At 70.2% G+C, this 24,031-nt stretch carries 20 protein-coding genes; 10 read left to right on the forward strand and 10 right to left on the reverse strand.

The genetic code is table 11. From position 1 onward, the window contains the following. Positions 1-138: 138 nt before the first annotated feature. Positions 139-1,566 carry a type VII secretion integral membrane protein EccD gene (eccD, locus tag IH26_RS0122525; RefSeq protein ID WP_030438210.1) on the forward strand — a complete coding sequence of 476 codons (1,428 nt, stop codon included), beginning with the start codon at positions 139-141 and terminating at the stop codon, positions 1,564-1,566. A gap of 118 nt (positions 1,567-1,684) precedes the next feature. Here the strand turns inward: eccD and IH26_RS0122530 are convergent, their stop codons facing one another. Next, complete coding sequence (locus IH26_RS0122530) at positions 1,685-2,191, reverse strand: inorganic diphosphatase (RefSeq protein ID WP_030438211.1); 507 nt, start codon at positions 2,189-2,191, stop codon at positions 1,685-1,687. A gap of 1,204 nt (positions 2,192-3,395) precedes the next feature. Between IH26_RS0122530 and dacB the strand changes: the two genes are divergently transcribed. The 6 genes from dacB to folE all read left to right on the forward strand — a co-directional run bounded on the left by dacB (position 3,396) and on the right by folE (position 10,458). Then, complete coding sequence (dacB, locus tag IH26_RS0122535; protein WP_245665402.1) at positions 3,396-4,760, forward strand: D-alanyl-D-alanine carboxypeptidase/D-alanyl-D-alanine endopeptidase; 1,365 nt, start codon at positions 3,396-3,398, stop codon at positions 4,758-4,760. Positions 4,761-4,811: 51 nt separating this feature from the next. Beyond that, positions 4,812-5,873, forward strand: coding sequence for a zinc-dependent metalloprotease (locus tag IH26_RS0122540; protein WP_030438213.1), 1,062 nt, complete (start codon positions 4,812-4,814; stop codon positions 5,871-5,873). Further along, on the forward strand, positions 5,874-6,836 hold the full coding sequence (gene tilS, locus IH26_RS0122545) for a tRNA lysidine(34) synthetase TilS (RefSeq protein WP_030438214.1): 963 nt from the start codon (positions 5,874-5,876) through the stop codon (positions 6,834-6,836). Between the two features lie 138 nt (positions 6,837-6,974). Next, on the forward strand, positions 6,975-7,550 hold the full coding sequence (gene hpt, locus IH26_RS0122550; RefSeq protein ID WP_030438215.1) for a hypoxanthine phosphoribosyltransferase: 576 nt from the start codon (positions 6,975-6,977) through the stop codon (positions 7,548-7,550). A gap of 251 nt (positions 7,551-7,801) precedes the next feature. After that, positions 7,802-9,814 carry an ATP-dependent zinc metalloprotease FtsH gene (ftsH, locus tag IH26_RS0122555; protein ID WP_030438216.1) on the forward strand — a complete coding sequence of 671 codons (2,013 nt, stop codon included), beginning with the start codon at positions 7,802-7,804 and terminating at the stop codon, positions 9,812-9,814. After that, the gene (gene folE, locus IH26_RS0122560) at positions 9,811-10,458 is read left to right on the forward strand and encodes a GTP cyclohydrolase I FolE (RefSeq protein ID WP_030438217.1); all 648 of its coding nucleotides are present in this window, start codon (positions 9,811-9,813) and stop codon (positions 10,456-10,458) included. The genes ftsH and folE overlap by 4 nt, the downstream gene beginning before the upstream one ends. Here folE and IH26_RS0122565 read toward each other — a convergent pair. Then, complete coding sequence (locus tag IH26_RS0122565; protein ID WP_030438218.1) at positions 10,455-10,958, reverse strand: carboxymuconolactone decarboxylase family protein; 504 nt, start codon at positions 10,956-10,958, stop codon at positions 10,455-10,457. The genes folE and IH26_RS0122565 overlap by 4 nt on opposite strands. A 66-nt stretch (positions 10,959-11,024) precedes the next feature. Between IH26_RS0122565 and IH26_RS0122570 the strand changes: the two genes are divergently transcribed. Together IH26_RS0122570 and IH26_RS0122575 are read left to right on the forward strand one after the other, a co-directional pair. After that, entirely contained in the window at positions 11,025-11,507 is a 483-nt protein-coding gene (locus tag IH26_RS0122570) for a MarR family winged helix-turn-helix transcriptional regulator (RefSeq protein WP_030438219.1), read from the forward strand. 17 nt (positions 11,508-11,524) lie between these two features. Then, positions 11,525-11,926 (forward strand): RidA family protein, encoded by a 402-nt coding sequence (locus tag IH26_RS0122575; protein ID WP_211268729.1) that lies wholly within the window; start codon positions 11,525-11,527, stop codon positions 11,924-11,926. Here IH26_RS0122575 and IH26_RS0122580 read toward each other — a convergent pair. From IH26_RS0122580 to IH26_RS0122590, 3 genes are read right to left on the reverse strand one after another with little or no spacing between them, the layout of a single operon-like run. Further along, positions 11,923-12,183 (reverse strand): hypothetical protein, encoded by a 261-nt coding sequence (locus IH26_RS0122580; RefSeq protein WP_030438221.1) that lies wholly within the window; start codon positions 12,181-12,183, stop codon positions 11,923-11,925. The two genes, IH26_RS0122575 and IH26_RS0122580, sit on opposite strands and share 4 nt — an antisense overlap. A gap of 20 nt (positions 12,184-12,203) precedes the next feature. After that, positions 12,204-12,890, reverse strand: coding sequence for a hypothetical protein (locus tag IH26_RS0122585; RefSeq protein WP_030438222.1), 687 nt, complete (start codon positions 12,888-12,890; stop codon positions 12,204-12,206). Positions 12,891-12,921: 31 nt separating this feature from the next. After that, positions 12,922-15,507, reverse strand: a complete 2,586-nt coding sequence (locus IH26_RS0122590) for an FtsK/SpoIIIE domain-containing protein (protein ID WP_030438223.1) — start codon at positions 15,505-15,507, stop codon at positions 12,922-12,924. Positions 15,508-15,763: 256 nt separating this feature from the next. Between IH26_RS0122590 and IH26_RS0122595 the strand changes: the two genes are divergently transcribed. Next, on the forward strand, positions 15,764-16,204 hold the full coding sequence (locus tag IH26_RS0122595) for a hypothetical protein (RefSeq protein ID WP_245665404.1): 441 nt from the start codon (positions 15,764-15,766) through the stop codon (positions 16,202-16,204). Between the two features lie 2 nt (positions 16,205-16,206). On the opposite strand, the gene IH26_RS0122600 is transcribed toward IH26_RS0122595, so the two are convergent. The 5 genes from IH26_RS0122600 to IH26_RS0122620 are packed head-to-tail and all read right to left on the reverse strand — an operon-like array spanning position 16,207 to position 23,928. Beyond that, entirely contained in the window at positions 16,207-16,812 is a 606-nt protein-coding gene (locus tag IH26_RS0122600; RefSeq protein WP_030438225.1) for a hypothetical protein, read from the reverse strand. After that, positions 16,809-17,930, reverse strand: coding sequence for a M23 family metallopeptidase (locus IH26_RS0122605; RefSeq protein WP_030438226.1), 1,122 nt, complete (start codon positions 17,928-17,930; stop codon positions 16,809-16,811). Before IH26_RS0122605 ends, IH26_RS0122600 begins: the two co-directional genes overlap by 4 nt. After that, positions 17,927-18,475 carry a hypothetical protein gene (locus IH26_RS0122610; protein WP_030438227.1) on the reverse strand — a complete coding sequence of 183 codons (549 nt, stop codon included), beginning with the start codon at positions 18,473-18,475 and terminating at the stop codon, positions 17,927-17,929. Before IH26_RS0122610 ends, IH26_RS0122605 begins: the two co-directional genes overlap by 4 nt. A 5-nt stretch (positions 18,476-18,480) precedes the next feature. Then, positions 18,481-20,460 (reverse strand): hypothetical protein, encoded by a 1,980-nt coding sequence (locus tag IH26_RS0122615; RefSeq protein WP_030438228.1) that lies wholly within the window; start codon positions 20,458-20,460, stop codon positions 18,481-18,483. Positions 20,461-20,463: 3 nt separating this feature from the next. Next, complete coding sequence (locus tag IH26_RS0122620; protein WP_157437328.1) at positions 20,464-23,928, reverse strand: ATP-binding protein; 3,465 nt, start codon at positions 23,926-23,928, stop codon at positions 20,464-20,466. Between the last annotated feature and the right edge of the window lie 103 nt (positions 23,929-24,031).

Here is a 24,031-nt window from a genome sequence, read left to right on the forward strand (position 1 = left end):
CAGGTTTGTCCCCTTCGTCCACAAGGGTGTGTGGTCACCCCCCGTGCGCGCGCCGTTAACCGGACATCGCGACGGCCCCATGGTAGGTAAAGTGCGGACCGTTCCGCAGCCTCACCACCGTCGATAGGAAAAGAAGGCATGAGCGTCGGCCTCGCCCGGGTCACGATCAGCGCTCCGAGCAGGCGCGTCGATGTCGCCCTGCCCGAGCACGTGCCGCTCGCCGAGTTGCTGCCCGAGGTGCTCCGGCATGCCGGCGAGGGCCTGGCCGACGACGGCGAAAAACATGGTGGGTGGGTGCTCCGGCGGACCGATGGCGCCGCGCTGGCGACCTCGCAAGGTCTTTACCCGCAGGGCGTACGGGACGGGGAAGTGCTGCACCTGGTCCCCGCGCACAACGCGTGGCCCGAGCTCGAATACGACGACGTCGTCGAAGCGATCGCCGAGGGCGCCCGCCGCCGGGGCAGCGCGTGGACGGCCTCCTCCACCCGGACGGCGACGCTGGCCGCGGCCGGGGTGCTGCTGGGCGTCGGCCTGATCGCGACCATGCTGGTCGGCCCGGCCTGGAACGCCGCGGCGTACGTGTCGCTGGCCGTCGCGATCGTGCTCGCGTTCGCCGGCGTCACCGCGTCACGGGCCTACAACGACGGGCGGGCGGGGGCGGCGTTCGGCGCGTACGCGATGCCCTATGCCTTTGCCGGCGGCGCCCTGCTGGTCGCGTCGATCGACCGGGTCGGCGTGCTCGCGCCCCTGCCCTGGCTCGGCGGTTCGGAGCTGCTGGCCGGCTCGGTGGCGCTGCTGATCGTGGCGGTGCTCGGCGGGGTCGGCGTGGCCGCGTCGCTGCGGTTGTTCACCGGCGGCGTGGTGGTCGGCCTGCTCGGCGCGGTGTCCGCGGTGGTGAGCATGTTCACCACGGCCGCGGGCGCGGCGGCGGTGCTGATCTCGGTGCTGGTCTGCGGGATCGGGGCGCTGCCGCTGCTGGCGATCCGGTTCGGCAAGATGCCGACGCCGCCGGTCACGCTGCCGACTGGCACCGACGGGTCGGCCGGCTTCACCGCCGGGTCGGTGCTCGACTCGGCCCGCGAGCGGCCCGACCGTGAGGTGGTCTTCGCGGCGGTCACCCGTACCGAGGAACTGCTGGCCGGCATGCTGCTCGGGCACGCGGTGCTGGCGGCGGGGGCGTTCGTGGTGCTGGCGGCCTCCGGGTCGCTCTCCTCGCGCCTCCTGCTGGCGGTCTCGGCCACCTCGCTGCTGCTGCGCTCCCGGCTGTTCGTGACCCTGCGGCAGCGGGTGCCGCTGGTGGTCGGCGGCCTGGTCGGGGTCTTCGCGTTCGGGGTCGGCCTGCTGCGCTCGGCCAGCGCGCTTCTGCTGCTGGTGCTGGTCGCCGCGGCGCTGCTGCTGGCGATCGTGACCGTGGTCGCGGGGGCTACCTACTCCACCCGGCCGCCGTCGCCCTACCTGGGCCGGGCCGCCGATCTCGTGGACACCCTGGTCGTCGTCTCGGTGATCCCGGTGGCCTGCGCGGTGGTCGGGCTCTACGACGCCGTCGGCAACATTTCGCTGGGATAGAAAATGTCACGGCCTCCGAACCGCGGCGGGGTCGTGCCGCGGCCCGGAGGCCGGATCGTGGCTGGTGCTGGGTGGGCTGGCCACTGACGAAACAGCTGCTGCCGGCCGGCGTGGCCGGTCAGTGGTGCTCGGCGCCCTCGGCCTCGGCGACCTCGGCGCGCTTGAACGACGCGCGGATCTCCTCCTCGGCGTCGACGCGACCGACCCAGGTGGCGCCCTCGACCGACTTGCCGGGCTCGAGGTCCTTGTAGACGGTGAAGAAGTGCTGGATCTCCATCCGGTCGAACTCGCCCAGGTGGTGGATGTCGCGCAGGTGCTCCTGCCGCGGGTCCTCGTAGGGAACGCACAGGACCTTGTCGTCGCGGCCCTTCTCGTCGCTCATCCGGAACATGCCGATCGCGCGGGACCGGATCAGGCAGCCCGGGAACGTCGGCTCCTGCACCAGGACCAGGGCGTCCAGCGGGTCGCCATCCTGACCGAGGGTGCCCTCGATGAAGCCGTAATCCGCCGGATACTGCGTAGCGGTGAACAGGGTCCGGTCGAGACGGATGCGGCCCGTCTTGTGGTCGACCTCGTACTTGTTTCGCTGGCCCTTGGGGATCTCAACCAGAACGTCGAAATCCATAGTTTTGCTCCCTTGACTCGCCCACCGAAAATGCCGGTCACGACGGGCGGGAACCGAGGCCGAAGATCAGTGCCCACTGGATCCGCGCGCAACGATGTGCCGGATGTCGCTAGTCTCCCCTAAGTCTGGCGCAGCGGGCGAGGAGGGGCGCGTGGGGAGGCAAGATTCACACACCGGGCCCGTTTACGAGGGCGCGCCCGAGCCGCACCATGCCGCGGAAAACGCTAGCCCATCCGCGGGTCGCGCGAGCGTTCCTTCTGGATCTCCCGAGGCGCCGGGCGGGTCGCCGTGGGCCACGCCGCCGCAGCGTGTCCTGGCAGCCGATGCGGCGTTGCCACCTGGTCGGGTGGAATCGGAGCGGCAGCGCCCGAGTGGCGCGAAATGGGCGGAAGATCAGCAAATGGAACCCCGGAATGGCGACTCCCGGCCGGTGACCGACGGGCGGGCGGCCGCAACCCGGCCCACGGCCGACGGGCGGGCCGCCGCGACGCGGCCGACGGCCGACGGCTGGGCCGCCGCTACCCGGCCCGCGGCCGACGGGCGGGCTGGCTCTACCCGGCCCACGGCCGACGGGCGGGCTGGCACGACCCGGCCCGAGTCGGCCGAGCAGGCGCGGGGCGCGTGGGCCACACCGCCCGCGGCCGGTCCACATGGCCGGGCGTCGGCGCCGCTGAACGCGGACGCGCCGGGGGCGCCCGCCGACGCGCAGCCCCGCGGGAGTGCGCAGGTGGCCCCCGGCCGGCCGAACGCGAGTGCCGGGCCGGGCGCGGCGGGCCCGTCGCGACAGGTGGCGCCGGGCGCGAGTGCTGGGCCGGGCGTGGGCGTTGGGCCGGGCGTGGGTGTTGGGCCGGGCGTGGGTGTTGGGCCGGGCGTGGGCGTTGGGCCGGGCGTGGGTGTTGGGCCGGGCGTGGGTGTTGGGCCGGGCGTGGGCGTTGGGTCGGGGGCGGGCGTTGAGGCGGGCTCTGGGCTTGCCGCTGGGGCGGGCGCGGCTGGCGTTCCTGGGGACTTTGGTGAGGGCGGGGAGGGGCAGCCGGGGTGGGTGGCGCGGGACTGGGCGGGCACCGGGGGCGGCCGGGAGCGCGAGCCGGCAGTTCAGCCCGCAGGTCGCGCAGCGGCCGGGACCAACGACGGTGATCGCGTTGAAGAGGCGGGGCCTGGCTCCTCGCGTACGGCCAAATCGCGCAAGATTTACGCCCTGCTCGCGGTGATCGTGGTTTTGCTTGCCGGGGTCGCCGCGGTGGGGTTGATGCGGCCCGGGCAGGAGCAGCCGAAGACGGCGGCGAAGGCGACGCTGGGGCCGGACCCGACGCCGACTCCGGTGCTGGGGGCCGTCGGTGCCGGGGGGAAGGCGCCGGATCCGGCCAAGGTGAAGGCGGCGCTCGATCCGCTGGTGGGCGCGAAGGCGCTGGGCAGTTCGGTGGGCGTGTCGGTGATCGACGTGGCGTCCGGGCAGACGGTGTACGACCGGGGCGCCGACGTGCCGGCCACGCCCGCCTCGACGACGAAGCTGCTGACCGCGGCGACCGTGCTCGCGGCCCGCGGGCCCGGGTATCGGCTGAGCACGACGGCGGTGGCCGGCCGCACGCCGGGCGAGGTGGTGCTGGTCGGCGGCGGCGATCCGACGCTGTCGGTGGACGCGAAGGGGCTGTACCCGGGCGCGGCCCGGCTCGACCAGCTCGCCGCCCAGGTCAAGCGGGCGCTGGGCGGCACCAAGCCGACCCGGGTGGTGGTGGACACGTCGCTGTTCAGCGGGCCGCAGACCGGGCTCGGCTGGTCGCCGGGCGACGTCTCGCCGGACGGGCAGGTCGCCAAGGTCCAGTCGCTGATGACCAACGGCGGGCGGGTCAAGCCGGAGCACAACGAGCACGGCGGCGATCCCCGGTTCGACGATCCGGGCATCTCGGCCGGTCAGGCCTTCGCGAAGCTGCTCGGAGTCTCGCCGGCGACGGTCAAGCGCGGGAAGGCGCCGTCCGCGGTGGCCGCCACCGGTGTCGCGCCCGGCGCCCGGCTCGGCGAGGTGCAGTCGCCGCCGCTGGTGCAGATCACCGACTGGATGCTCGAGCAGAGCGACAACATCCTGGCCGAGGTGCTCGCCCGGCAGGTGGCGATCGCCGCCGGGAAGCCGGCCAGCTTCGACGGCGAGACCGACGCGGTGATCGCGAAGCTGCGGGCGCTGGGGCTGCCCGGCGACGAGGCCGACCTGTACGACGGGAGCGGGCTGTCCAAGCACAACGGGATCAGCCCGTCGCTGCTCACCCAGGTGCTGGCGCTGGCGGCGAGCGGGAAGCAGCCGGCGATCACCGGGATCTTCGAGGGGCTGCCGGTGGCCGGCTGGTCGGGGACGCTGCAGGACCGGTTCGACTCGCCGAAGCCGAATCGGGTCGCGTACGGGATCGTCCGGGCCAAGACGGGCACGCTGAGCGGGGTCAACACGATGGCCGGCTCGCTGGTGACCAAGGACGGGCGGCTGCTGGTCTTCGCGGTGATGGCGAGCGGGTCGGGGAACGTCTACGCGGCCAAAGATGCCCTGGATCGGGTGCCCGCGCGGCTGGTGGCCTGCGGCTGCTGAGTCAGGGTTTCACCTGAGTGCGGGCTGGAATTCCGCGGGTACGGTGGGTTCATGGCGCAGTTCGTTGACTGGGATCTGGCCGCTGCGACCGCGGGCGCCCTGTCCAAATCGGGGCCCGCGGTCTCCTACGAGGATGCGATGGCGGTGGTGTCCGAGTTGCGGGCGCTCACCGAGGAGGCGGCCGGGCACGTCGCGGCGTATACCGGGCTGAATCCGCAGGTCGAGGTGCCGCCGGTGCGCGTGGTCGACCGCAAGGACTGGGCCGCGGTCAACATCCAGGGCCTGAAGCAGGTGATCGTCCCGCTGGTCAGCCGGCTCTCCGGCGACCGGGCGCCGGGCGGCTTCGCCGACGCGATCGGCTCCCGGGTCACCGGCGTGCAGGCCGGCACGATCCTGGCCTATCTCTCCGGCCGCGTGCTCGGGCAGTATGAGGTGTTCTCCGGCAACCCCGGCCAGCTGCTGCTGAACGCGCCGAACATCGTCGAGGTGGAGCGCAAGCTCGGCGCCGACCCGCGCGACTTCCGGCTCTGGGTCTGCCTGCACGAGGTGACCCACCGCACCCAGTTCACCGCGGTGCCGTGGATGCGTGGCTACTTCCTGGGCGAGGTGCAGGCCTTCACCGACGCGTCGCAGAGCGGCGAGCACATCGTCGAGCGGTTGCGCCGCAGCGTGGCCACCCTCTCCGAGGCCCTGCGCGACCCGGAGAGCCGCGCCTCGGTGCTCGACATCGTGCAGACGCCGGCGCAGAAGGCGGTGCTCGACCGGCTCACCGCGCTGATGACGCTGCTCGAGGGGCATGCCGAGTTCGTGATGGACGGGGTCGGCCCCGAGGTGATCCCGAGCGTCGACGCGATCCGGGCGAAGTTCAACCGCCGCCGGGAGAGCGGCAACCCGCTGGAGAAGGCGCTGCGCCGCCTGCTCGGCATCGAGGTCAAGATGCGGCAGTACGCGGAGGGCCGCAAGTTCGTGCACGGTGTGGTGGAGCGGGTCGGGATGGCCGGCTTCAACAAGGTCTTCGACTCGCCACTGACCCTCCCGCGGCTCGACGAGCTGGGCGATCCGGATGCCTGGGTGACCCGGGTGCACGGGCCGCAGCCGGCGATCGGCGGGTAGGTGGCGCGGATCCCGGCGGCGGTCGCGGCGGTGCGGCTGGCGGTGCGCCGGTCGCTCCCGGCGGACGGGCTCGTGCTCGTCGCCTGCTCGGGTGGGGCGGATTCGCTGGCGCTGGCGTCCGCTGCCCGATTTGTCGGGCAGGCCGCGGGTCGCCCGGTCGGGCTGGTGACGGTTGACCACGGGCTGCAGGCGGGGTCGGCGGCGCGCGCGGCCGACGTTGCCGACTGGGCCGGAAATTTCGGATTTGCGCCTGTGGAAGTCGCGACCGTGTCGGTTGCCGGGCTGCCCGGCGGCCCCGAGGCGGCGGCCCGATATGCTCGATATGCGGCGCTTTCTGACGTTGCCGGGAAATGCGGCTCCGCGGCGGTGCTGCTCGGGCATACCCGGGATGATCAGGCGGAGACGGTCTTGCTCGCGCTCGCTCGCGGGGCGGGGCCGCGCGGGCTGGCCGGGATGCCGTACCGGAAGGGGATCTTCCTGCGGCCTCTGCTGGACGTGGCGCGGGCGGACACCCGCAAGGCCTGCGCGGCTCAGGGGCTGGTGCCGTGGGACGACCCGCACAACATCGATCCGGCGTTCGCGCGGTCCCGAGTGCGGGGGGCGGCCCTTCCGGCGCTGGTCGAGGCGTTGGGGGCGGATGTGGTGGCCAACCTGGCCCGCTCGGCGGGGCAGATCGCGGCGGACAACGCGGCTCTGGACGACCTCGCTCGTTCGGCGCTGCTTTCGGCGTACGGGAACGATGGCCTTCGCATTTCTGATTTGTCGGGAATGGTGGGTGCGATCCGGACCCGGGTCCTCCACGCCTGGGCCAAGGAACTGGGCGCCTCGGGTGCGGCGCTGTCGCATCGGCACGTCGAGGCGCTCGACGCGCTGATCACCGATTGGCACGGTCAGGGGCCGGTGTATCTGCCTGGGGGAATCCGGGTGGCCCGGGTGCGCGGCGGACTCGTTCGAGTGCCCTGAGGGCCTGTGAGAACTGTCACTCGGGATGCCTGATTCGTCGGTCTTACCGGGTGGAACGGGCACTTTTCCAGCCGTTCTGCGGCATTGGACTACCGCCCCGTGCGTCGGACGGCAACCTTGATGCGGCAGTCTTACTTCATGGCTGAGGGCTCCTGGTACGACGCCGACATCGATCACGTGATCATCTCCGAGGAGCAGATCCGGGAAAAGACCGCCGAGCTGGCGAAGCAGGTCTCCGCCGACCATGCCGGCGCCGAGGGTGGCATCCTGCTGGTCTGCGTGCTCAAGGGTGCCGTGATGTTCATGGCCGACTTCGCCCGGGCGCTGGGCCACCACGGCCCGTCCACCGAGATGGAGTTCATGGCGGTCTCCTCCTACGGGCAGGGCACCACCTCGTCGGGCGTGGTCCGCATCCTCAAGGACCTCGACCGCGACATCACCGGCCGGCACGTGGTGGTGGTCGAGGACATCGTCGATTCCGGGCTGACGCTCTCCTGGCTGATGAAGTACCTCCAGTCGCGGTCGGCGGCGAGCGTCGAGGTGGTCGCGCTGTTCCGCAAGCCGGACGCGGTGAAGGTGCAGGTCCCGGTGAAGTACGTGGGCTTCGACATCCCGAACGAGTTCGTCGTCGGTTACGGGCTGGACTTCGCCGAGCGCTACCGTGAGCTGCCGTACGTCGGGGTGTTGAAGCCCGAGGTGTACGCCCGTAGCTGAACCGCTTCCTCAGCCTGTTCTCAGAATTCGTCTTTATGGGCGGATTTGCCACGAAAGACGGCTGAACGGACGAGGGCTTGGGGGTGTCCGGCCAGCGGGCTCACGGGTTCGCGAACGGCACGTACGGTGTACCGTCGAGTGACCGATGGACGCAGTGTCACAAGCGCCGGAGGGGCCGCCGGTGGGCGGCGACGTTGAAGTGACCAGGACGCCGATCAGGAGGGTCCGGGCGCTCGCCGCCCGACAACAGCATGGAGCGTACGCGTTTCTTCCGCCGCCCGGTGGTCTGGATCATTCTGGTGATCATCGGCGTAATCGCCCTGAGCTCGTTCTTCACCAGCGGTCCGAGCTACCAGCGCGTCGAGACATCGGTCGCGCAGGAGCGCCTGAACCAGCCGGGTATCAAGACGGTCGTCATCAAGGACAAGGAGCAGACGCTCCAGATCGACCTCGCCCAGCCGGAACGGTTCGACGGCAAGACGACCGACAAGATCGAGACTCAGTATCCGTACGACGCGACTCAGGTCATCTGGCAGGAAGCCCAGGAGGCCAAGACCGCCGGCCGGATCACCGGGACGATCGACACCAAGGTGTCCGGCGACAACATTCTCTTCAGCCTGCTGATCAATCTGCTGCCGATCGCCATTCTGGTGGTCCTGCTGCTGCTGTTCATGTCGCAGATGCAGGGCGGCGGCTCCCGGGTGCTGAACTTCGGCAAGTCCAAGGCGAAGATGATCACCAAGGACACGCCGAAGACCACGTTCGCGGACGTGGCCGGCGCCGACGAGGCGGTCCAGGAGCTGCACGAGATCAAGGATTTCCTGCAGAACCCGGCGAAATACCAGGCACTGGGCGCCAAGATCCCGAAGGGCGTGCTGCTCTTCGGCCCGCCCGGAACCGGTAAGACGCTGCTGGCCCGCGCGGTCGCCGGCGAGGCCGGGGTTCCGTTCTACTCGATCTCCGGCTCGGACTTCGTCGAGATGTTCGTGGGTGTCGGCGCGAGCCGCGTCCGTGACCTGTTCGAGCAGGCCAAGTCCAACGCCCCGGCGATCGTCTTCGTCGACGAGATCGACGCGGTCGGCCGGCACCGCGGCGCCGGCATGGGTGGCGGTCACGACGAGCGCGAGCAGACGCTCAACCAGCTGCTCGTCGAGATGGACGGCTTCGACACCAAGGGCGGGGTCATCCTCATCGCGGCCACCAACCGGCCGGACATTCTCGACCCGGCGCTGCTGCGCCCGGGCCGCTTCGACCGGCAGATCCCGGTGGACAACCCGGACATGGAGGGCCGCAAGGCTATCCTGCGGGTGCACGCCAAGGGCAAGCCGTTCACGCCCGATGTCGACCTCGATTCGGTGGCTCGCCGCACGCCCGGGTTCTCCGGCGCCGACCTGGCCAACGTGATCAACGAGGCGGCGCTGCTGACCGCCCGCAACGAGAAGCGGGCGATCTCGAACTACTTCCTCGAGGAGTCGATCGACCGGGTCATCGCCGGCCCCGAGCGGCGTACCCGGGCGATGAGCGACAACGAGAAGAAGATCACCGCGTACCACGAGGGCGGGCACGCGCTGGTGGCGTACGCGCTGCCGCACTCCGCGCCGGTGCACAAGGTGACGATCCTGCCGCGTGGCCGCTCGCTCGGGCACACGCTGGTGCTGCCGACCGAGGACAAGTACACCCAGACCCGGGCCGAGATGATCGACACCCTGGCGTACGCGCTGGGTGGCCGGGCCGCCGAGGAGCTTGTCTTCCACGAGCCCACCACCGGCGCCGGCAACGACATCGAGAAGGCGTCCGGCCTGGCCCGCGCCATGGTCACCCAGTACGGCATGAGCTCGAAGCTGGGTGCCGTCAAGTACGGCACCAGCGGCGACGAGCCGTTCCTGGGCCGCAACATGGGCCACGAGCGGGACTACTCGGACTCGGTCGCCGCGGACATCGACACCGAGGTCCGCGCCCTGATCGAGCTCGCGCACGACGAGGCGTGGGAGATCCTGGTCGAGTACCGCGACGTGCTCGACAGCATGGTCCTCGAGCTGATGGAGAAGGAGACCATCACCCGTGAGGACATGGACCGGATCTGTGCCCGGGTCGTCAAGCGGCCGCCGATGTCGCCGTTCAACGGCTTCGGCAAGCGGCTGCCGTCCGAGGCGCCGCCGGTGCTCACCCCGGCCGAGCGGGACAAGCTGAAGGCTCAGGCCGAGGCGGACGGTCAGTTCGCGGTCGGCTCGAACCCGAACGGCCTCGCGGAAGGCAGCAACTGATCAGCGACGACGGCGATCTCGACTATCTCGCCGCGCGCCTGGTCGACGGCAAGCTCACCGGTACCCCGGTTGAGGTTGCCGTCGACCTGGCCCGGATCGAGAAGGCGGTTCGCGAGATCCTCATCGCGATAGGCGAGGACCCGGACCGCGACGGCCTGGAGCGGACTCCCGCCCGGGTCGCTCGGGCGTACGCCGAACTCTTCGCGGGTCTTCGAGTCGACCCGGCGAAGGTGCTCACCACCACGTTCGAGGCGGACCACGAGGAGTTCGTGCTGGTCCGCGACATCGAGGTGATGAGCATGTGCGAGCATCACCTGCTGCCCTTCAAGGGGGTGGCCCACCTCGGGTACATCCCCGGCGCGCACGGACGGATCACCGGCCTCTCCAAGCTGGCCCGCCTGGTCGAGGTCTACGCCCGCCGGCCCCAGGTGCAGGAGCGGCTCACCTCGCAGATCGCCGACCTGCTGCTGGAGAGGCTGGAGGCGCGCGGCGTGATCGTGGTGCTCGAGTGCGAGCACCTGTGCATGGAGATGCGCGGAATCCGGAAGGTCGGCGCCCGCACGATCACCAGCGCGGTCCGGGGCGCCTTCCAGACCGATGGCAAGGTGCGGGCCGAGGCGATGGCCCTGATCAACGCCCGTTAGGCCCTGACCAGCCTGTTCGCGAACGTCGACATCGTGTACGTGCCGATGCCGAGCACCACCTCCAACGCGTTGCGCCGGGTGTAACCGGCGGCCAGGAACTCCTCGAGCTCGTCATCGGGCACGTCGCCGGTGGTGGCGAGCACCCGCAGGGTGAACTGGCGCATCGCCTCCAGCCGCGCGTCGTCGAGCGGCTTCTGGTCTCGCAGCGCGGTGATCAGGGCCGAGTCGGCATTCAGCTCGCGGAGCCGGCCGGTGTGCATGGCGATGCAGACCCGGCAGCCGTTACGGGTCGCGATCGTCATGACCAGGACCTCCTGGGCCAGCGGGTCCAGCGTGCTGGCCTCGAATCGGCCGCTGGCCTGCAGGAAGCCGCCGAGCATCTCGGGCGACTCGGCGAGTTTGGCGACGGCGTCGGGCAGGTGGCCGAGGTGCGCCACCGTGTTTTTGATCAGCGGCCGGGACTCGGCCGGGGCGGACTCGAGGGTGTGCTGGGTGAACACGAACTACCTCCGGTAGTATCGACAACCACGTTGTCTAAACCGTAAACCAGGTTGTCGAGTTTGCCAATGCCCTTTCCCTCCGTTGACGATCAAGATCCGCCGGGTTGGCAGTTGCCGCTGCTGCTGTTCGCCGGCTTCCGCTCGCTCATCGACGAGTTGCACGCCCACCTCGCGACCCGCGGCCACCCGGACGTCCGCCCGGTGTACGGCTTCGCCATGCAGGCCATCGGCGTGCACGGGGCCAGTGCCAGCGAGGTGGGGCGGCGGCTCGGCGTCTCCAAGCAGGCGGCCGGCAAGACCATCGACCGGCTGGACGCGCTCGGCTACGTGGAACGGGTGGACGACCCGCGGGACGCGCGCAGCAAGCTGGTGCGGCTCACCCCGCGCGGCGTCGACTGCCTCCAGCAGTCGGCGGAGATCTTCGAGCGGCTGCGGGCCGATTGGGTCGCTCAGCTCGGGGCCGACCGCGTGCGGGTGGTCGAGTCGTCGCTGCGTACGGTCGTGCCCTCCGGAATCTTCCCGGTCGACGTGCCCGGCTGGTTCGGATGATCGGCGATACTGGCCGCGTGCTCGAGAAAATCAACCCGCCGGGCGTGCATGAGACGGCCGGATACAGCCACGTGACGATTACGTCCGAGGGAAGGCTGGCCCACCTTGCCGGGCAGTGTCCGCTCGACCTCGACGGTGCGGTGGTGGGGGCGCCGGGAGATTACGACGCGCAGACCGACCAGGTCATCGCGAACTGTCTTGCCGTGCTGGCGGCGGCCGGCGCATCTCCGGGCGATGTGGTGCGATCAATCATCTACGTGGTCAGTCCGGACAGCGCGGTTCTCGCGGGGGTGTGGGACCGGCTCAATGCGTCGGCGCTGGGGCCGGCCTTTACGACCGCCAGCACGCTGCTCGGGGTGACGGCGCTCGGCTACCGCGGTCAGTTGATCGAGGTGGACCTGACGGCGGCGCTGCCCTAGATCACCGTGCGGAAGGCATCGGCGGCGTCCATCGCGGCGCGGGTCAGCTGGGCCGCCTCGTCCAGGCGGGTGCGGGCCTGCTCGAGCTGCGCGATCGCCGACGCGACCGAGGGGTGGAACGAGCCGATCGCGGTCATCCGGAGGAGCGCCAGCGCGTCCTCCAGCTGGTCGTTGACCTGCTGGATGCCGTTCGCCGCGCGGCCGGCGCCGTCGACCGACGCGGCCACGTTGGCCTTGACCTCTTCGACGTTCGCCATGTCCGCCTCGCCTGTCGGATTTATCGGAAAAATGCTACTAGGCCGACGCCCATGCAGGTCAGCAGCACCGGGGTGAGGCAGACGATCGCGCCCAGGATCGGCGTACGGTCCACCTTGGTCTTGGTCTGTTTGTCGTCGTAGACGAAGCCGATCGTGGCCCAGCCCAGCCCGAACGCGAGCACCGGCATGCTCAGGCCGCAGAGCAGCGCATAGGTCGGCACCGAGCCCTGCGGGGCGACCAGGTAGAGCACGATCTGGACGAGCAGTACGGCGGCCGCGAACGGGCCGTAGATCAGCAGGTTGCGGGCCACCGGTCGGAGCGCGCCGCCGCCCGGGGCCGGGCCGATGATGGTGGCGTCCGCGGCGTCGGCGGTGCGTCGGGCCTGCTGCAGCGCCACCAGCACGGCGGTCGGGCCGCCGGCCATGGCCAGCGCGGCCGATTGCACCTCCGGCGGGCGCGGGGCGAGATCCATTTCCGGTACGCCGAAGTCGCGGACCAGACGCGCCTGCTGGGGGGCGAGCCGTGCCCGTACGGCGGAAAGCTCCTGCCTTGCCGCCGTCGCGGCCGCCTGCTGTTCGCCCGCCGCGGTGCTGGCGGCGCGACGGACGGCATCCAGGCGCTGGGCGGCGGCGAGATACTCCGCCCATGGGCCGGGCGCCGGCGGGGTTGCCTGCGCGGGAATCGCCTGTTCCTGTTGGTCCGTCATTGCTCGTCGCTCTCCGGCCCTCTTGTCCCCGTCATAGCTCGTCGCTTTCCGGCTCGAGGAAGGGCACGACCGTGACGGTGCGGTCGGCGTGGCGGTCGTGCAGCAGCGCTCTATTCGGCCGGGGGTGCCAATCGACCGGGCGGCCCAGCATCAGCGCCACATCGGACTGTGGGCAGTTCAGGAACAGCAGGCCGGCCACATCCTCCCGGCCCGCGCTGCCGCCGGTCTCCTCGCTGAACCGGCGCATGCCCCGCCACCAGGACAACAGATGCACGCCGCGGCCCGGGCCCTCGCGCAGCAGCCGGCGCAGGCCCGGCAGGCCGCCCGGGCTCGCCGCGTCCATCCCGAACACCACGAGGTAGCCCGGCGTCTCCAGCTCCATGCCCTTCGCCAGGCCGGCTGCGTCGACCAGCGACACCTCCTGCCGGTGCCCGATCTCGGCGGCCAGGGTCTCGGCGAGGCGGTCGCCCTCGGCCACCAGCGAGGAGATCACGAAGCGGGTCGTCCGGGGCTGGTGGAAGGCGGCCACGCTGCGGGCGGCCGCGTCGAGGACCTCGGAACCGGACGCCGACGAGCCGAAGATGGCCAGATGCCGGCCCGGGGAGGAGTCGAGCGGGAAGGCGGCCGTCGACAGACTCACGTCGATCACGCGGCCCACCAGGGCGGCCGGGCGGGCGGCCCGACCGGCCAGCACCGACCGGTACGTCGGGTCGTCGGCCAGGTGCTGATGCGCGTACCCGGCGAAGATGCGCGGCGGGATAGCCTCCGGGTCGCGGGCGCCCCACAGCTTGTGGCGCAGGGCGCTGAGCACCTCGCGGTCGGCATGCGGATCGGGGAAGCGAACCACCCGTTCGTGGCCCCGGGTCGCGCCGCGTGGGCCGCCGAGACCGCCCGCGGTGTTCACCACGGCGGTGCCCAGGGGCAGGCCGGCGGCCGAGTCGTTGGTGGGCTCCAGCACGTCGCCGCCGCCGGGCAGGGCGATCCGCACCGGGAACTGGCCGAAGATCGAGTCACGCTTCGCGTAGAGCGCCTCGACGCCGAGCACGGTCTGGCTCGCCAGGATCAGATGGATGCCGTACGAGCGGCCCTTGCGGGCCAGCGACTCGAGCAGGCCGACCGCCTCGGTCGCGATCGGGTCGTTGCCGGCCAGCAGCACCTGGAACTCGTCGATGACACAGAGGATCCGCGGCAGCGGCCGGGACTGGCCCTCCTCGGCGGCCACCTGCCGCAGGTCGGCGAAGCGGGTCACGCCGGCCCGCTTGTAGGCCACCGAGCGGCGGGTCATCTCGGCGTCGAGCTCACGCAGGACGGCCAGGCCGTACTCCCGGTCGGACTCGACGCCCACGGCGCGGGCATGCGGCAGCCAGGTGCGATCGCGGCGGGTCGGCACGAACTCGGCGAACGACACGCCCTCCTTGAAGTCCAGCAGGTAGAGGGCCATCTCGGCGGGGCTGTACCGGGCGCCGAGGCCGTACAGCACGTTGATCAGGAAGGCGGTCTTGCCGGCGCCGGACCGGCCGCCGACGAGCCAGTGCGGGGTCAGGTCGTTGAAGCGCAGCACGAGCGGGGTGTCGCCGTCGTGCCCGACGATCGTGCCCAGGCCGTCGGCGGCGTCGCCGGACCAAAGTTGCTCGCCGGGCTCGGGCAGCAGATCGGCGAGGCCGACCTTGGCGGCGGCGGAGTGGGTGGCCAGCTCACGGCAGACGGTGTCGACCAGGCTGGGCGGCGGGTCGTCATCGAGATAGACCGGGGCGTTCAACCAGACCGCCTCCGGCGCCGAGCCGTACGTCGCGCCGGGCGGGTCGCCGATCACCACATACGGGTCGCGGACGGTGACGCTGGTCGTCCGCGGGAGCGGCGCCTGAGTAGTCTCGGCGGTCAGCGGCGGGGGCGGCCAGCCGGCGACGATGAGGTGCAGGCCGGAATCGGGCCCCTGCTGGGCCAGCGCGGCGATCCGCCGCAGCTCCTCGCCCTCGGTGAGCTCGGGCAGGCTGGCGATGACGACCAGCATCATCCGATCGCGGCGGCTGCGCCGCGGGGGGCCGCCGCGGCCGGGGCGCAGCCATTTGTCGGCCTCGGCGAGCACGTCGCGCAGGCCCTGCCGGTCGGTGGCGGGTGGGGACATCAGGCCGGCGTCATAGAGGTCGGCGAAAGGCTCGAAGACGGCGCCGCCGCCGACACCGTCGACGGCGCGGACCAGCACGGAGCCCGCCGGGGCGGCGGCGAGTAGGCGGAGCAGCAGGCAGCGCAAGAGGCCGAAGACCCGGGAATCGGTGGCGCTGGCGTCGATCGTGAGGTGTCCGGTGCCGAGCAGGGGGACAATTGCCGGAAAACGGGCATCGTCGAGGGGTTGGGCGACGCCGAGCCGGACGAATTGGGGCGGGAAGACGCCGCCGAGAGGGGTGTTGGCCGACTGAGCCTCCAGAGGGGAGCCCAGCCACCCCGGGGCGAGGTTGGCGGCCGCAACCCGCAGCTGCTCGGCCAGCGAATGCTGCTCCAGCGGATCGGCGGCGGGCAGCACCTCGGACTCCAGCGCCACAGCGGCGGCCTCGGCGACGGCGGCAGCCTGCCGGTGCAGGGCAGCAGCCTGCTGGACCCGTGAAGCTGAATCCGCCACCGCCCTCACCTCCTCTGTGCGGATAAAACTTATCCCAGACCGGGGCCGGGATCGCGCTCCCGGGGGCCAGCGGGTTACGCGCCGCGGCATTCACGGAGGTGGGTGGTGTGGCACGGTTCGGGTGTACGGAGGCACTACTGTCGTATGTGTGCAGCCGCAGGAGCCCGTTGTCGGAGGAGTGCCACAGGCGCCACAGATGCCGCCGCCGGCGGTCCCACCCGTGCGAAAGCCGCCTGCGCGACGCAGTCGGCTGATCTTGGCCACCGTCGGCGGCATCATGGCTTTGCTGTGCCTGGGAGGCGTCGGTGTTTTCGTCTCGATCTACGACAACGCCACGAAGATCGATCGAAGTGAGCCGGACGTCGTGACCGACAGCTTTCTGCTCGCCTATCTGGTGAACCGTGATGACAAGTCAGCTCAGTTGTTCACCTGTAAGAACCCACAACTTGCTGAGATCGGCGCCCTGCGCGATCAGATCGTCGCCCGCGAGAAACAATTCAACGTCAAGGTGTCGGTAAGTTGGGGTGCCCTCACACGGCAAGCCGTCACCGCAAAGCAAGAGGACGTGACCACTCAGCTGACGATCTCGGGATCTGCGAACGGCGAGCTCGGCAGCAGCCGCAACGAGGACTGGCGATTTCGCGTGATAGAGGAAGGCGGAGGCTGGCGCCTTTGCTCAGGCGCCAAAATCGCTTGATCTCATTCGACCCATAGCAGGTTAGCTCGAACCTCCAGCGTTTTCGGAGCCTTGCCGCTCCCAGCCCAGCGATACCAGTCGAGTTCTGCAGCCACGCGAGCGCAGACGTCGCCGATTTCGTTAGTGTGCAGTTCGGTCACGCCTCGCAGGTCACGACGCTCGCTGCCGTCTTCGCGCATCTGGACGACCCGTCGACCAGTAATCGTTCCGGCGTCGAGGGCGGCCACCGGTTCCTTCCGCGGTGGCTCGTCCAGCGATACTAGCCGCGAGGCCAGGCCCAGGTCGGCTGGGAAGGCGCCGGCGATGCCGAACTCCTCGACCCAGACTCGCTCGATGGGGACCAGCGGAGCGAAGACCTCGGTCTGCTCGGCCTCGGCGCGATACCACTCCGACTCGACCATCACTGGTACGTAGGTGCGGCTGCCCTGCACCACCTTCTCGTCCGCGCGCAGGTCGGCGCGCCACCCATGACCCGGCAGGCCGATCAGCACCCGCCGACCGCGGAGCTTTCCGCTCATGTTGGCGGGCGTGGGCACGATCGAACGCGGCGGATCGAGGGCCCAGTCGGGATGGCCCGCGAACGGATCCGGCACGGCTCCTCCGGTCATCCCTCACCTCCCAGCGGTACGCCCTGCTGCTTCATGAACGGGACGGGGTCGATCGCCCCGGCACTCGACCGGTCATCGTTCAGGTGTACCTCGAAATGTAGATGCGGCCCGGAGGAATTGCCGCTGGTGCCGACCCGCCCGATGACCTCGCCGGCCGTGACCTGCTGGCCCTCCTTGACGAACGGTCGCTGCACCATGTGGCAGTACCTGGTCATGATGTTGCCAGCCGACTGGATCTCCACCATCCAGCCGCAGCCGCCCTTGCCTGGATACCCGTCGACATCGCAGGTCTGCCGGCCCTGATGGTCCTCGTCGCACTTCACCTTCGACACGATTCCGCTGGCTGCCGCCATGATCGGGGTGTACCGGGCCACGATCAGGTCGACGCCCTGGTGGGTCGGCCGTTCCGGGGTGCGGAATCCGGAGCCGACCACCGCGCCCTTGACCGGCACGGTCCAGCCGGAGGCCGCGATCTGTCCGGCGGCGGCGCAAACCATGGTCACCGAGCTGCCCAACGCGCCGGCTGCGCCGTGCGCGAGTTCGTTGACGATCTGCGTGGCGACCGGCTCGTGCTTGGCGTACGCGTCCGGGTAGGCGCTGACCTGCACTCGCTGGGCCGCCTCGGTCAGCGGCATCGTCTCCCAGCCGGCGATGGTCTTGAGCTTCTCGTAGAACTTGGTGCTCGCGTAGACCGGGTCCATGATCTGCGTCGGCGTTCCCCAGCCGGAGCTGGGCCGCTGCTGGAAGAGCCCGAGCGAGTCGTGGTCGTTGCGTGCGCCGAGGTTGCCCAGGTTGGTCAGGCGAGACTCCTGCATGGCGGTGGCGACCGCGATGACCCAGGCCCGCGGCGGCATCTTCAGGTCGGAACCGGTATTGATGATGATGGCGGCGTTCCGGATCTGCGCCGCGCTGTACTGCCGGATCGAGGGCATCTTGGTGTCGGGGTTGATCGGTCCGCCCTTGCCGCACCCGAACGCGCTGTTGACGTCCGACCTGTTGTTGCTCTCGTCGTAGAAGCCGAAGAACACGGCGGTGACGCTGCCGGCGCAGCACAGTACGGCGAGGGTCGCCACGAGCGCGACCAGGAGGACGATCCTGCGAGGTCGCGGGATCCTCATGACCCGTCCCAGTCGATGCCGTCGACGAGCCAATGTCCGTCCGGCGCGACCAGGCGCAGGTTGAGTTTGCCGGAGTCCATCGTGACGACGGCGTTCACCACCGTGGCACCGACCGGCACGAGCGACGGCCGGCCGACCACGTGATCGGCCGGGACGCCGGCCGGGTCGACGCCGTTGAGCTCATCGGCAAGGTTCTGGGTGGCGTTGGGCAGCAGCCGGTCACGCCACGCCTTAGGGGTCACCTTCTGGTGGTTGCACCAGGCCGAGGCGAACGCGTACGCGACCTCCTCGGGCTGGGCCCGGCCCGGGCTAGTGGACGGCGCCGGCGGGGGCGCCGAGTCGTCGACCACGCTGTCGTCGTCGCTCGGGTTGATGCTGACCACCGGAGCGGGCGAGACCGCGCCCAACGCCGGTGTGGAGGGGTGGCCGTCCGAGAAGATCCGGCCGATCCCGACCACCGCCGCCACGATGGCCACGATGACGATGGCCACGCCGACGCGCGAGCGGAAGATCCGATTGAGGCTGATTTCGAGGAATCGGGGCATGCGGATCACTTAGCCTCGGAGCGCACCCGAGGAGTGGCCGGTTCGCGGGTGGTGCTCCCGGTCTCCGGTCGATAGATCGCGTAGGACGCCGGCTGCTCGGCCACATCCGGCTCGGTCCACCCTGGGGAGCGGCTCGTGCGGGCCCGTGCGGGCTCGGGTCGTGGGTGATCGCCGACCGAAGCTGGGGCGTCGCGATGATGGGTCTCGCTGCCGTCGGGCCGGGTCTGTGCCGGTACGATCTCGCGGCCGCCGCTCCGGGTGGATTCGAGTTCCGGGCGGTTCGCCGAGTGCGCCGGGTCTTCGAGGCGGGCCTCGGGCCGCAGGTTGCTCTGGTCGATGTAGACGGGCCGGCCATTCTTGCCCATCGTGGGCTCACGGGTGCCGCCACCGTCGGCTATGTCCAGCTTGGCGGCCTCGCGCATGTCCTGGAAGAACCGCCGATGCCACGACCCGGCCGACGCGATCGCCCGCACGCTGTCCTTGCCGCCGAGCTGCGTGATCCGCCGGTATGGACGCAGCAGCAGCCAGCCGACGACGCCAACCAACCAGACCAGCACGACCTGCAGCCAGCCGGGAAGGCTAGCCGTATTCATGATCAGATCAACAGCGAACAAATAAATCGCCGCGCCGGTCCCGAAGATCGCAATGTTGAAGATCGCAGCGACAACCGCATTACCAAGCCGCCGGATGCCTGCGCTGGCCGGCCGCAGAAGGCCAACCGTGCCGAGGATTGGAGCAGCTATGACGGCCCAGCGGAAGACAAGGAAACCTAACAGGACCAGTACCGATGCGGTCAGATCGAACATGGCAAACATGACCGAGGCCAGCATGGAGATGAACCCGGCGCCGATCCGGTCCATGCCGTTAATCCCCTGAAGGTACTGATATGACTCAGGGTCCTCCTGCTTGATTTGCTCGGCAACCTTTTCCCACTGCGCATTCTTCTGCTTGATTAGAGCGTCTCGAGTTTGGGGATTCGCCCGCAGCTTCTCGGCTTCTTGCCACGAGATGGATTTCGCTTCATACAGAGCCAATCCGTACTTCTTGGCAGTCTCGCTGTCGGCTGAACCGAGAAGGCCGCGGAGGAAGTTTCGATAAAGGATCGTCTCTGTCGCAGTGTCACTCGCGCGAACGGCCGGTGGACGGTTGTCGTCGCACGCGCCAGGAGTGGGGTCATCGCATTGGCCTGGAGGCGTGTTGTGCGCACGAGGGCCAACGGCCTCATGTACGACACTGAGGCTTGTGACGAGGGTCTGATCCGCAAGGTTGGCGGATCGAACTGGCCATGCTGCAATTGCTGTGACTCCGACCATTACAAGAATTGCCCAGCCTGCCGTCGTGGTGGCAGCACCCATATCCGCTTGCCTCGATCGCCATAGAAGGTAAAGACCGACGATGGCGAGCGTGATGACGCCGAAGACGCTGAATACCTTCTCATAGACAGCCTTGGTAGCCTGCTCGACCAGCGGATTTGCCCAACCCCACAGGGTTTGTGGGTCCCACGCGCGCTCTCTGAGCGCATTCGAGGCACCGATCACCGCTGTTGAGATCATGAACTCGCCGTTGGCGATTGTCGTCTCGAACTTATAGTCCGGATCTATCAGGGTTGAAGCGCAGCCGCTGCTGAGGTCGTAGGTGGTGTAGCTGTAACCGGCGTAGCCGTATTTGCTGTAGAGGCCGTCATAGCCGAGGCCGTCAGCTGAGGCTGGCTTCTCCGCGAACCATCCCGCCAATCCGGAATCTGGCGTGCTTGGCGTCGGAGGTAAAAGGCATTGAGCGCGATCTGCGCTCACATCTGCTAGACGGCTGACGCAGCCCGAAATATCAATTTGCCATTCCTCGGTGTTGCAAGCTCCGTTAGGAGCCTTCAGCACGCCGCCGCCGACAGCCGCGCTGGCGGAGGTTGTGGGTGCCACTGCCCAGACGATAGAGGCTACGACTGTGATGAACATTGTCATGGTCAGGGCCAGCGCCCGCCGCAGCATCGGTCAGTCCTCCATGTCCGGTGTGGACGCCGGGATTGCTGTCGGGGGTGCCGATGGCGTGGTGTCCAGGTGTTCCAGCAGGCCCTCGACGTACGAAACGTCGACTCTGACCTTCTGGACTCGCCCGTCCACGTCGCGCATCACGAACTCTCGGAAGCCGAGCCTCTGCTGGGATGACGCGTCGACCTGGGACAGCGAGGCCAGCGTCGCCTCGTAGCCGTCGTGCACCGGGACCCTCAGCAGGCGTAGCGCCTCGGACGCGATCTCCTGGTCTTCCGCGATGCGGCCCACGAAGACCGTCGACACCAGGTTTTGCACGTCCAGCCCGAGGATATCTCTGGGGTTCTGGGAGGCCACCAGTGCCGCCAGGTTCCACTTGCGGGAGTCTCGGGCTAGCCGCACCAGGAACGACCGGCCGGAGCGCCAGCCCTCCATGAAGTGCGCCTCGTCCAAGCCGACCATCTTGCGGGACGACATCGAGCCGCCGTAGCAGCGCCGGACCGCCAGGCGGTGGGCCGTGTGCAGCATCGGCAGGGCCAGTGACTCCTCGGCCGACCAGTACTCGCGCTCGATCTTCAGGTCGGGGAGGCGCAGGCCGGCCATCGTGATGACCGTCAGGGCCGCGTCGGCGCCGAGCAGGTGTTGCGGGGGCGAGCCGAAGAACAGCAGCGCCAGCGGCATCTCGGCGGTGTCCAGGAGCAGGTTGGCCAGCTCCTTGCCCTCCTCGTCGTCGAGGCCCTGCAGGGTGCGGACCACGTCGTCGAGGGTGGACGCCTCCTCGGCCGGCACCTGCCGCACCGCGTGCCGCAGCAGCGTCGCCGTGGACGCCTCCTTGGCGACCTGCGGCGGCACCAGCATCGAGCAGATGTCCTGGACCAGCATGCGGCGCTCGGCCCGGGCGTTGGAGACGGCGATCTCGTACTCCCGGTCGCCCCCGGGCCCGGTCGGGAACTCCGAGCGGACCGGCGTCGGGATCAGCGCGTAGGGAGCCAGCGTTCCCTGCTCGGAGCCGGTCAAATTCAGGACGCGAGAGTACGGCCGCAGCTCCGGCATCTGGCACAGTCGGGCGAGCGGCCCGGACGGGTCGAGCAGGGTCACCTGCACGCCGCGCCGGGCGTTCAGGTAGCCGAGCGCGCCCATCAGGGTCGACTTGCCGCCGCCCGGCTCGGCCACGAACACGCCGAGCCCGGAGCGCTCCCGCACCTCCATCGGGAAGTGCAGGTCGAGGAAGACCGGCCGCCGGCACGTCCCCGCCGTACGCCCGATCAGGTCTCCACGACGGTCGCCGACGGTCGATGCTGCCTGGGGCACCGCCGCGGCCAGCAGTTTGACCGGCATCCGCCGGACGTAGCCGGTGTTCGCGATCGGCTCGCCCGGGATGAACTCGCGGGCCAGCTGGTCCTGGTTCTTCGGGTGCTGCAGGGAGATCCGCAACTCCCGGGAGTAGAGCTGGATCAGCCGGCGGGCCCGCTCGAGGCACTCCTCGCGGGTGGCGCCGCCGACCGCGATCCGGTGCCAGCCGTGCGCCCGGGCCGACTCGACCGGCAGGCCGGTGGTCATCTCGTCGCCGATCACCAGCGCCCGCTTGGCGAGCCGTTCCAGCTCGGGCGGGGCGTCGATGCCGTGCTCGGCGTAGTCCAGCTGCTGCGAGCGGATCATCCGGAGCCGGTGCTCGAGGTTCTTGAAGGAGCTGTTCGAGCCGAGGATGTCGAGGCGCGAGGACAGCTCCATCGGCCATGGCAGGCGCTCGTGGAAGTGCAGCCAGGGCTCGTGCTTCTCGGGGATCTCCAACGGCTCCATCCGGCCGACCGAGAGCACCGCGACGTGCCGTTCCTCGCCGGTCATCCGGTTGACCAGCTTGACCGTCGAGCCGTACGGGGTCCGGTACCGCTCCACCTGCTCGGTGAGCGCGAGCAGGTCGCCGGTCTCCCATTGGCCGTTGGTGATCGGCGAGAGCAGCGCGGGCGGCGCCATGCACAGCGCCACCGAGCGGTAGAGCAGCCACTCCAGCTCGTTCGGCGCGACCCGGCGGCCGCGCATGCCGAACGCGTTGAGCACCTCGTCGAACTGCTCGACCGTGCGGCCGAGCTTGCGCCGCTCGCCGTCCGAGGTGCCCTTGCCGAAGACGCGCAGGATCCGCTCGGCGAAGGTGTCGCCGAGCGAGCGCCGGGCGAAGGTCACGCCGAGATACGTCTGCCCCTCGGCGTGGTTGACCGAGAGGAGGTGGCGCTGGGCCGCGACGAGGTGGTCGGACCAGCTTGTCGCACCGCGTACGTCGGGAAGGGGTTTTGCGGTGAACGAGTCGACCGTGCGGGCCCATTCGTCGGCCGGGAAGGGCCGGTTGGTGCGCCGCAGGTGCAGGCGGAACCCGGCCAGGCCGGCATACTGCTCGGAAATGGCCGACAGCAGCGCCTCGCGCTCGGCGTCGGGCCGGAACGCCCAGCGCACCTCGGGCAGGTAATACCAGGCCGTGACCGTGCTCTGGGTGAAGGTCAGGTGCCCGGCGATCTCGCTGATCGCCAGCTCCATGACCGGGTCACGGTCGTTGAACTTCAGCTTGTGCGGGCGTAGCTGCGCCGCCTTGGCGTCCGTCTTCGAAGGACTGACCTCGGCCTTCTTCTTCCGGGCCGGGGATTTTTCCTTGCGCTTGGCGGGCGGCTTCGCCGGCGACGGTACGGGCAGGGCCGGCTCCGGTTCGGCCGGTGCCGGGGGAGCGTACGGCTGGACGGCCGACGCCGGCGCGGGTCGCGTGCCGACGGTCTGCCACAGCGGCGGCGCGGTCGGCTCGGCGGTCGCCGGCGAAGGCGTGCTGGGCGGCGGGGCGGTCGGCGGGGGCGCGACGGCCATCGACGGGTTGGCCGGCCAGTCGTCGAAGTCCGGCCACTGCTCGTCCCTGGACGCGGCGGCATCCGGATAGAAGTCGGCCCGCGGCCCGACCGGCGCCCGGCTGAACGGGGAGACCGGCTCGGGCACACCCCAGGCGCCGGACGGCCCGTCGTCGACGACCGGCGGCGCGGCCGACGGTGGCGCGCTGACCTGCGGCCGGGCCACGGGCGGGGCGCTGACCCGCGACGGGGGCGGCGGTGGGGGACTCACCCGCGACGGGGCCGGCGGTGGAGCGCTCACCGGCGCCGACGTGGCCGGGGGCGAGACCGGCTGGGCGGGAAGCGTCTTGGGGGCCGGCGTCGCGCCCGGCGAGTCGAAGTCGAATCCGAAGTCGAAGTCGGCCTCGGGATCCGCCGACGAGCCCGCGGTGGCGATGGGCGCCGCCGAGACCGGCGCCGGCGTCGAACCGAACAGGTCGAGGAACGGCGAGTCGATATCGAGGGTGGTGTCGACGCTCGTGCCGCGCGGCCGGACCGGCTGCGGCGCCTGGAAGACACCGACCGCGCCATGGCCCGGCGCGGCGACGAACTCTTCGGCGTTGACATCCGCCGAATCTGGCGAAGGGTAGTGGTCTGATCGCATACCGTTACCGTGCCTGTCCGGCGTGGGGGAATCCGCCGGGGAACGCCCGTGCGGTGAAGGTCCGGTCATGCGCCGACTCCGAGGGAGCGTACGGCAAAACTGG

The sequence above is a fragment of the Actinoplanes subtropicus genome (assembly GCF_000721705.1).
Taxonomy (GTDB): Bacteria; Actinomycetota; Actinomycetes; order Mycobacteriales; family Micromonosporaceae; genus Actinoplanes; species Actinoplanes subtropicus.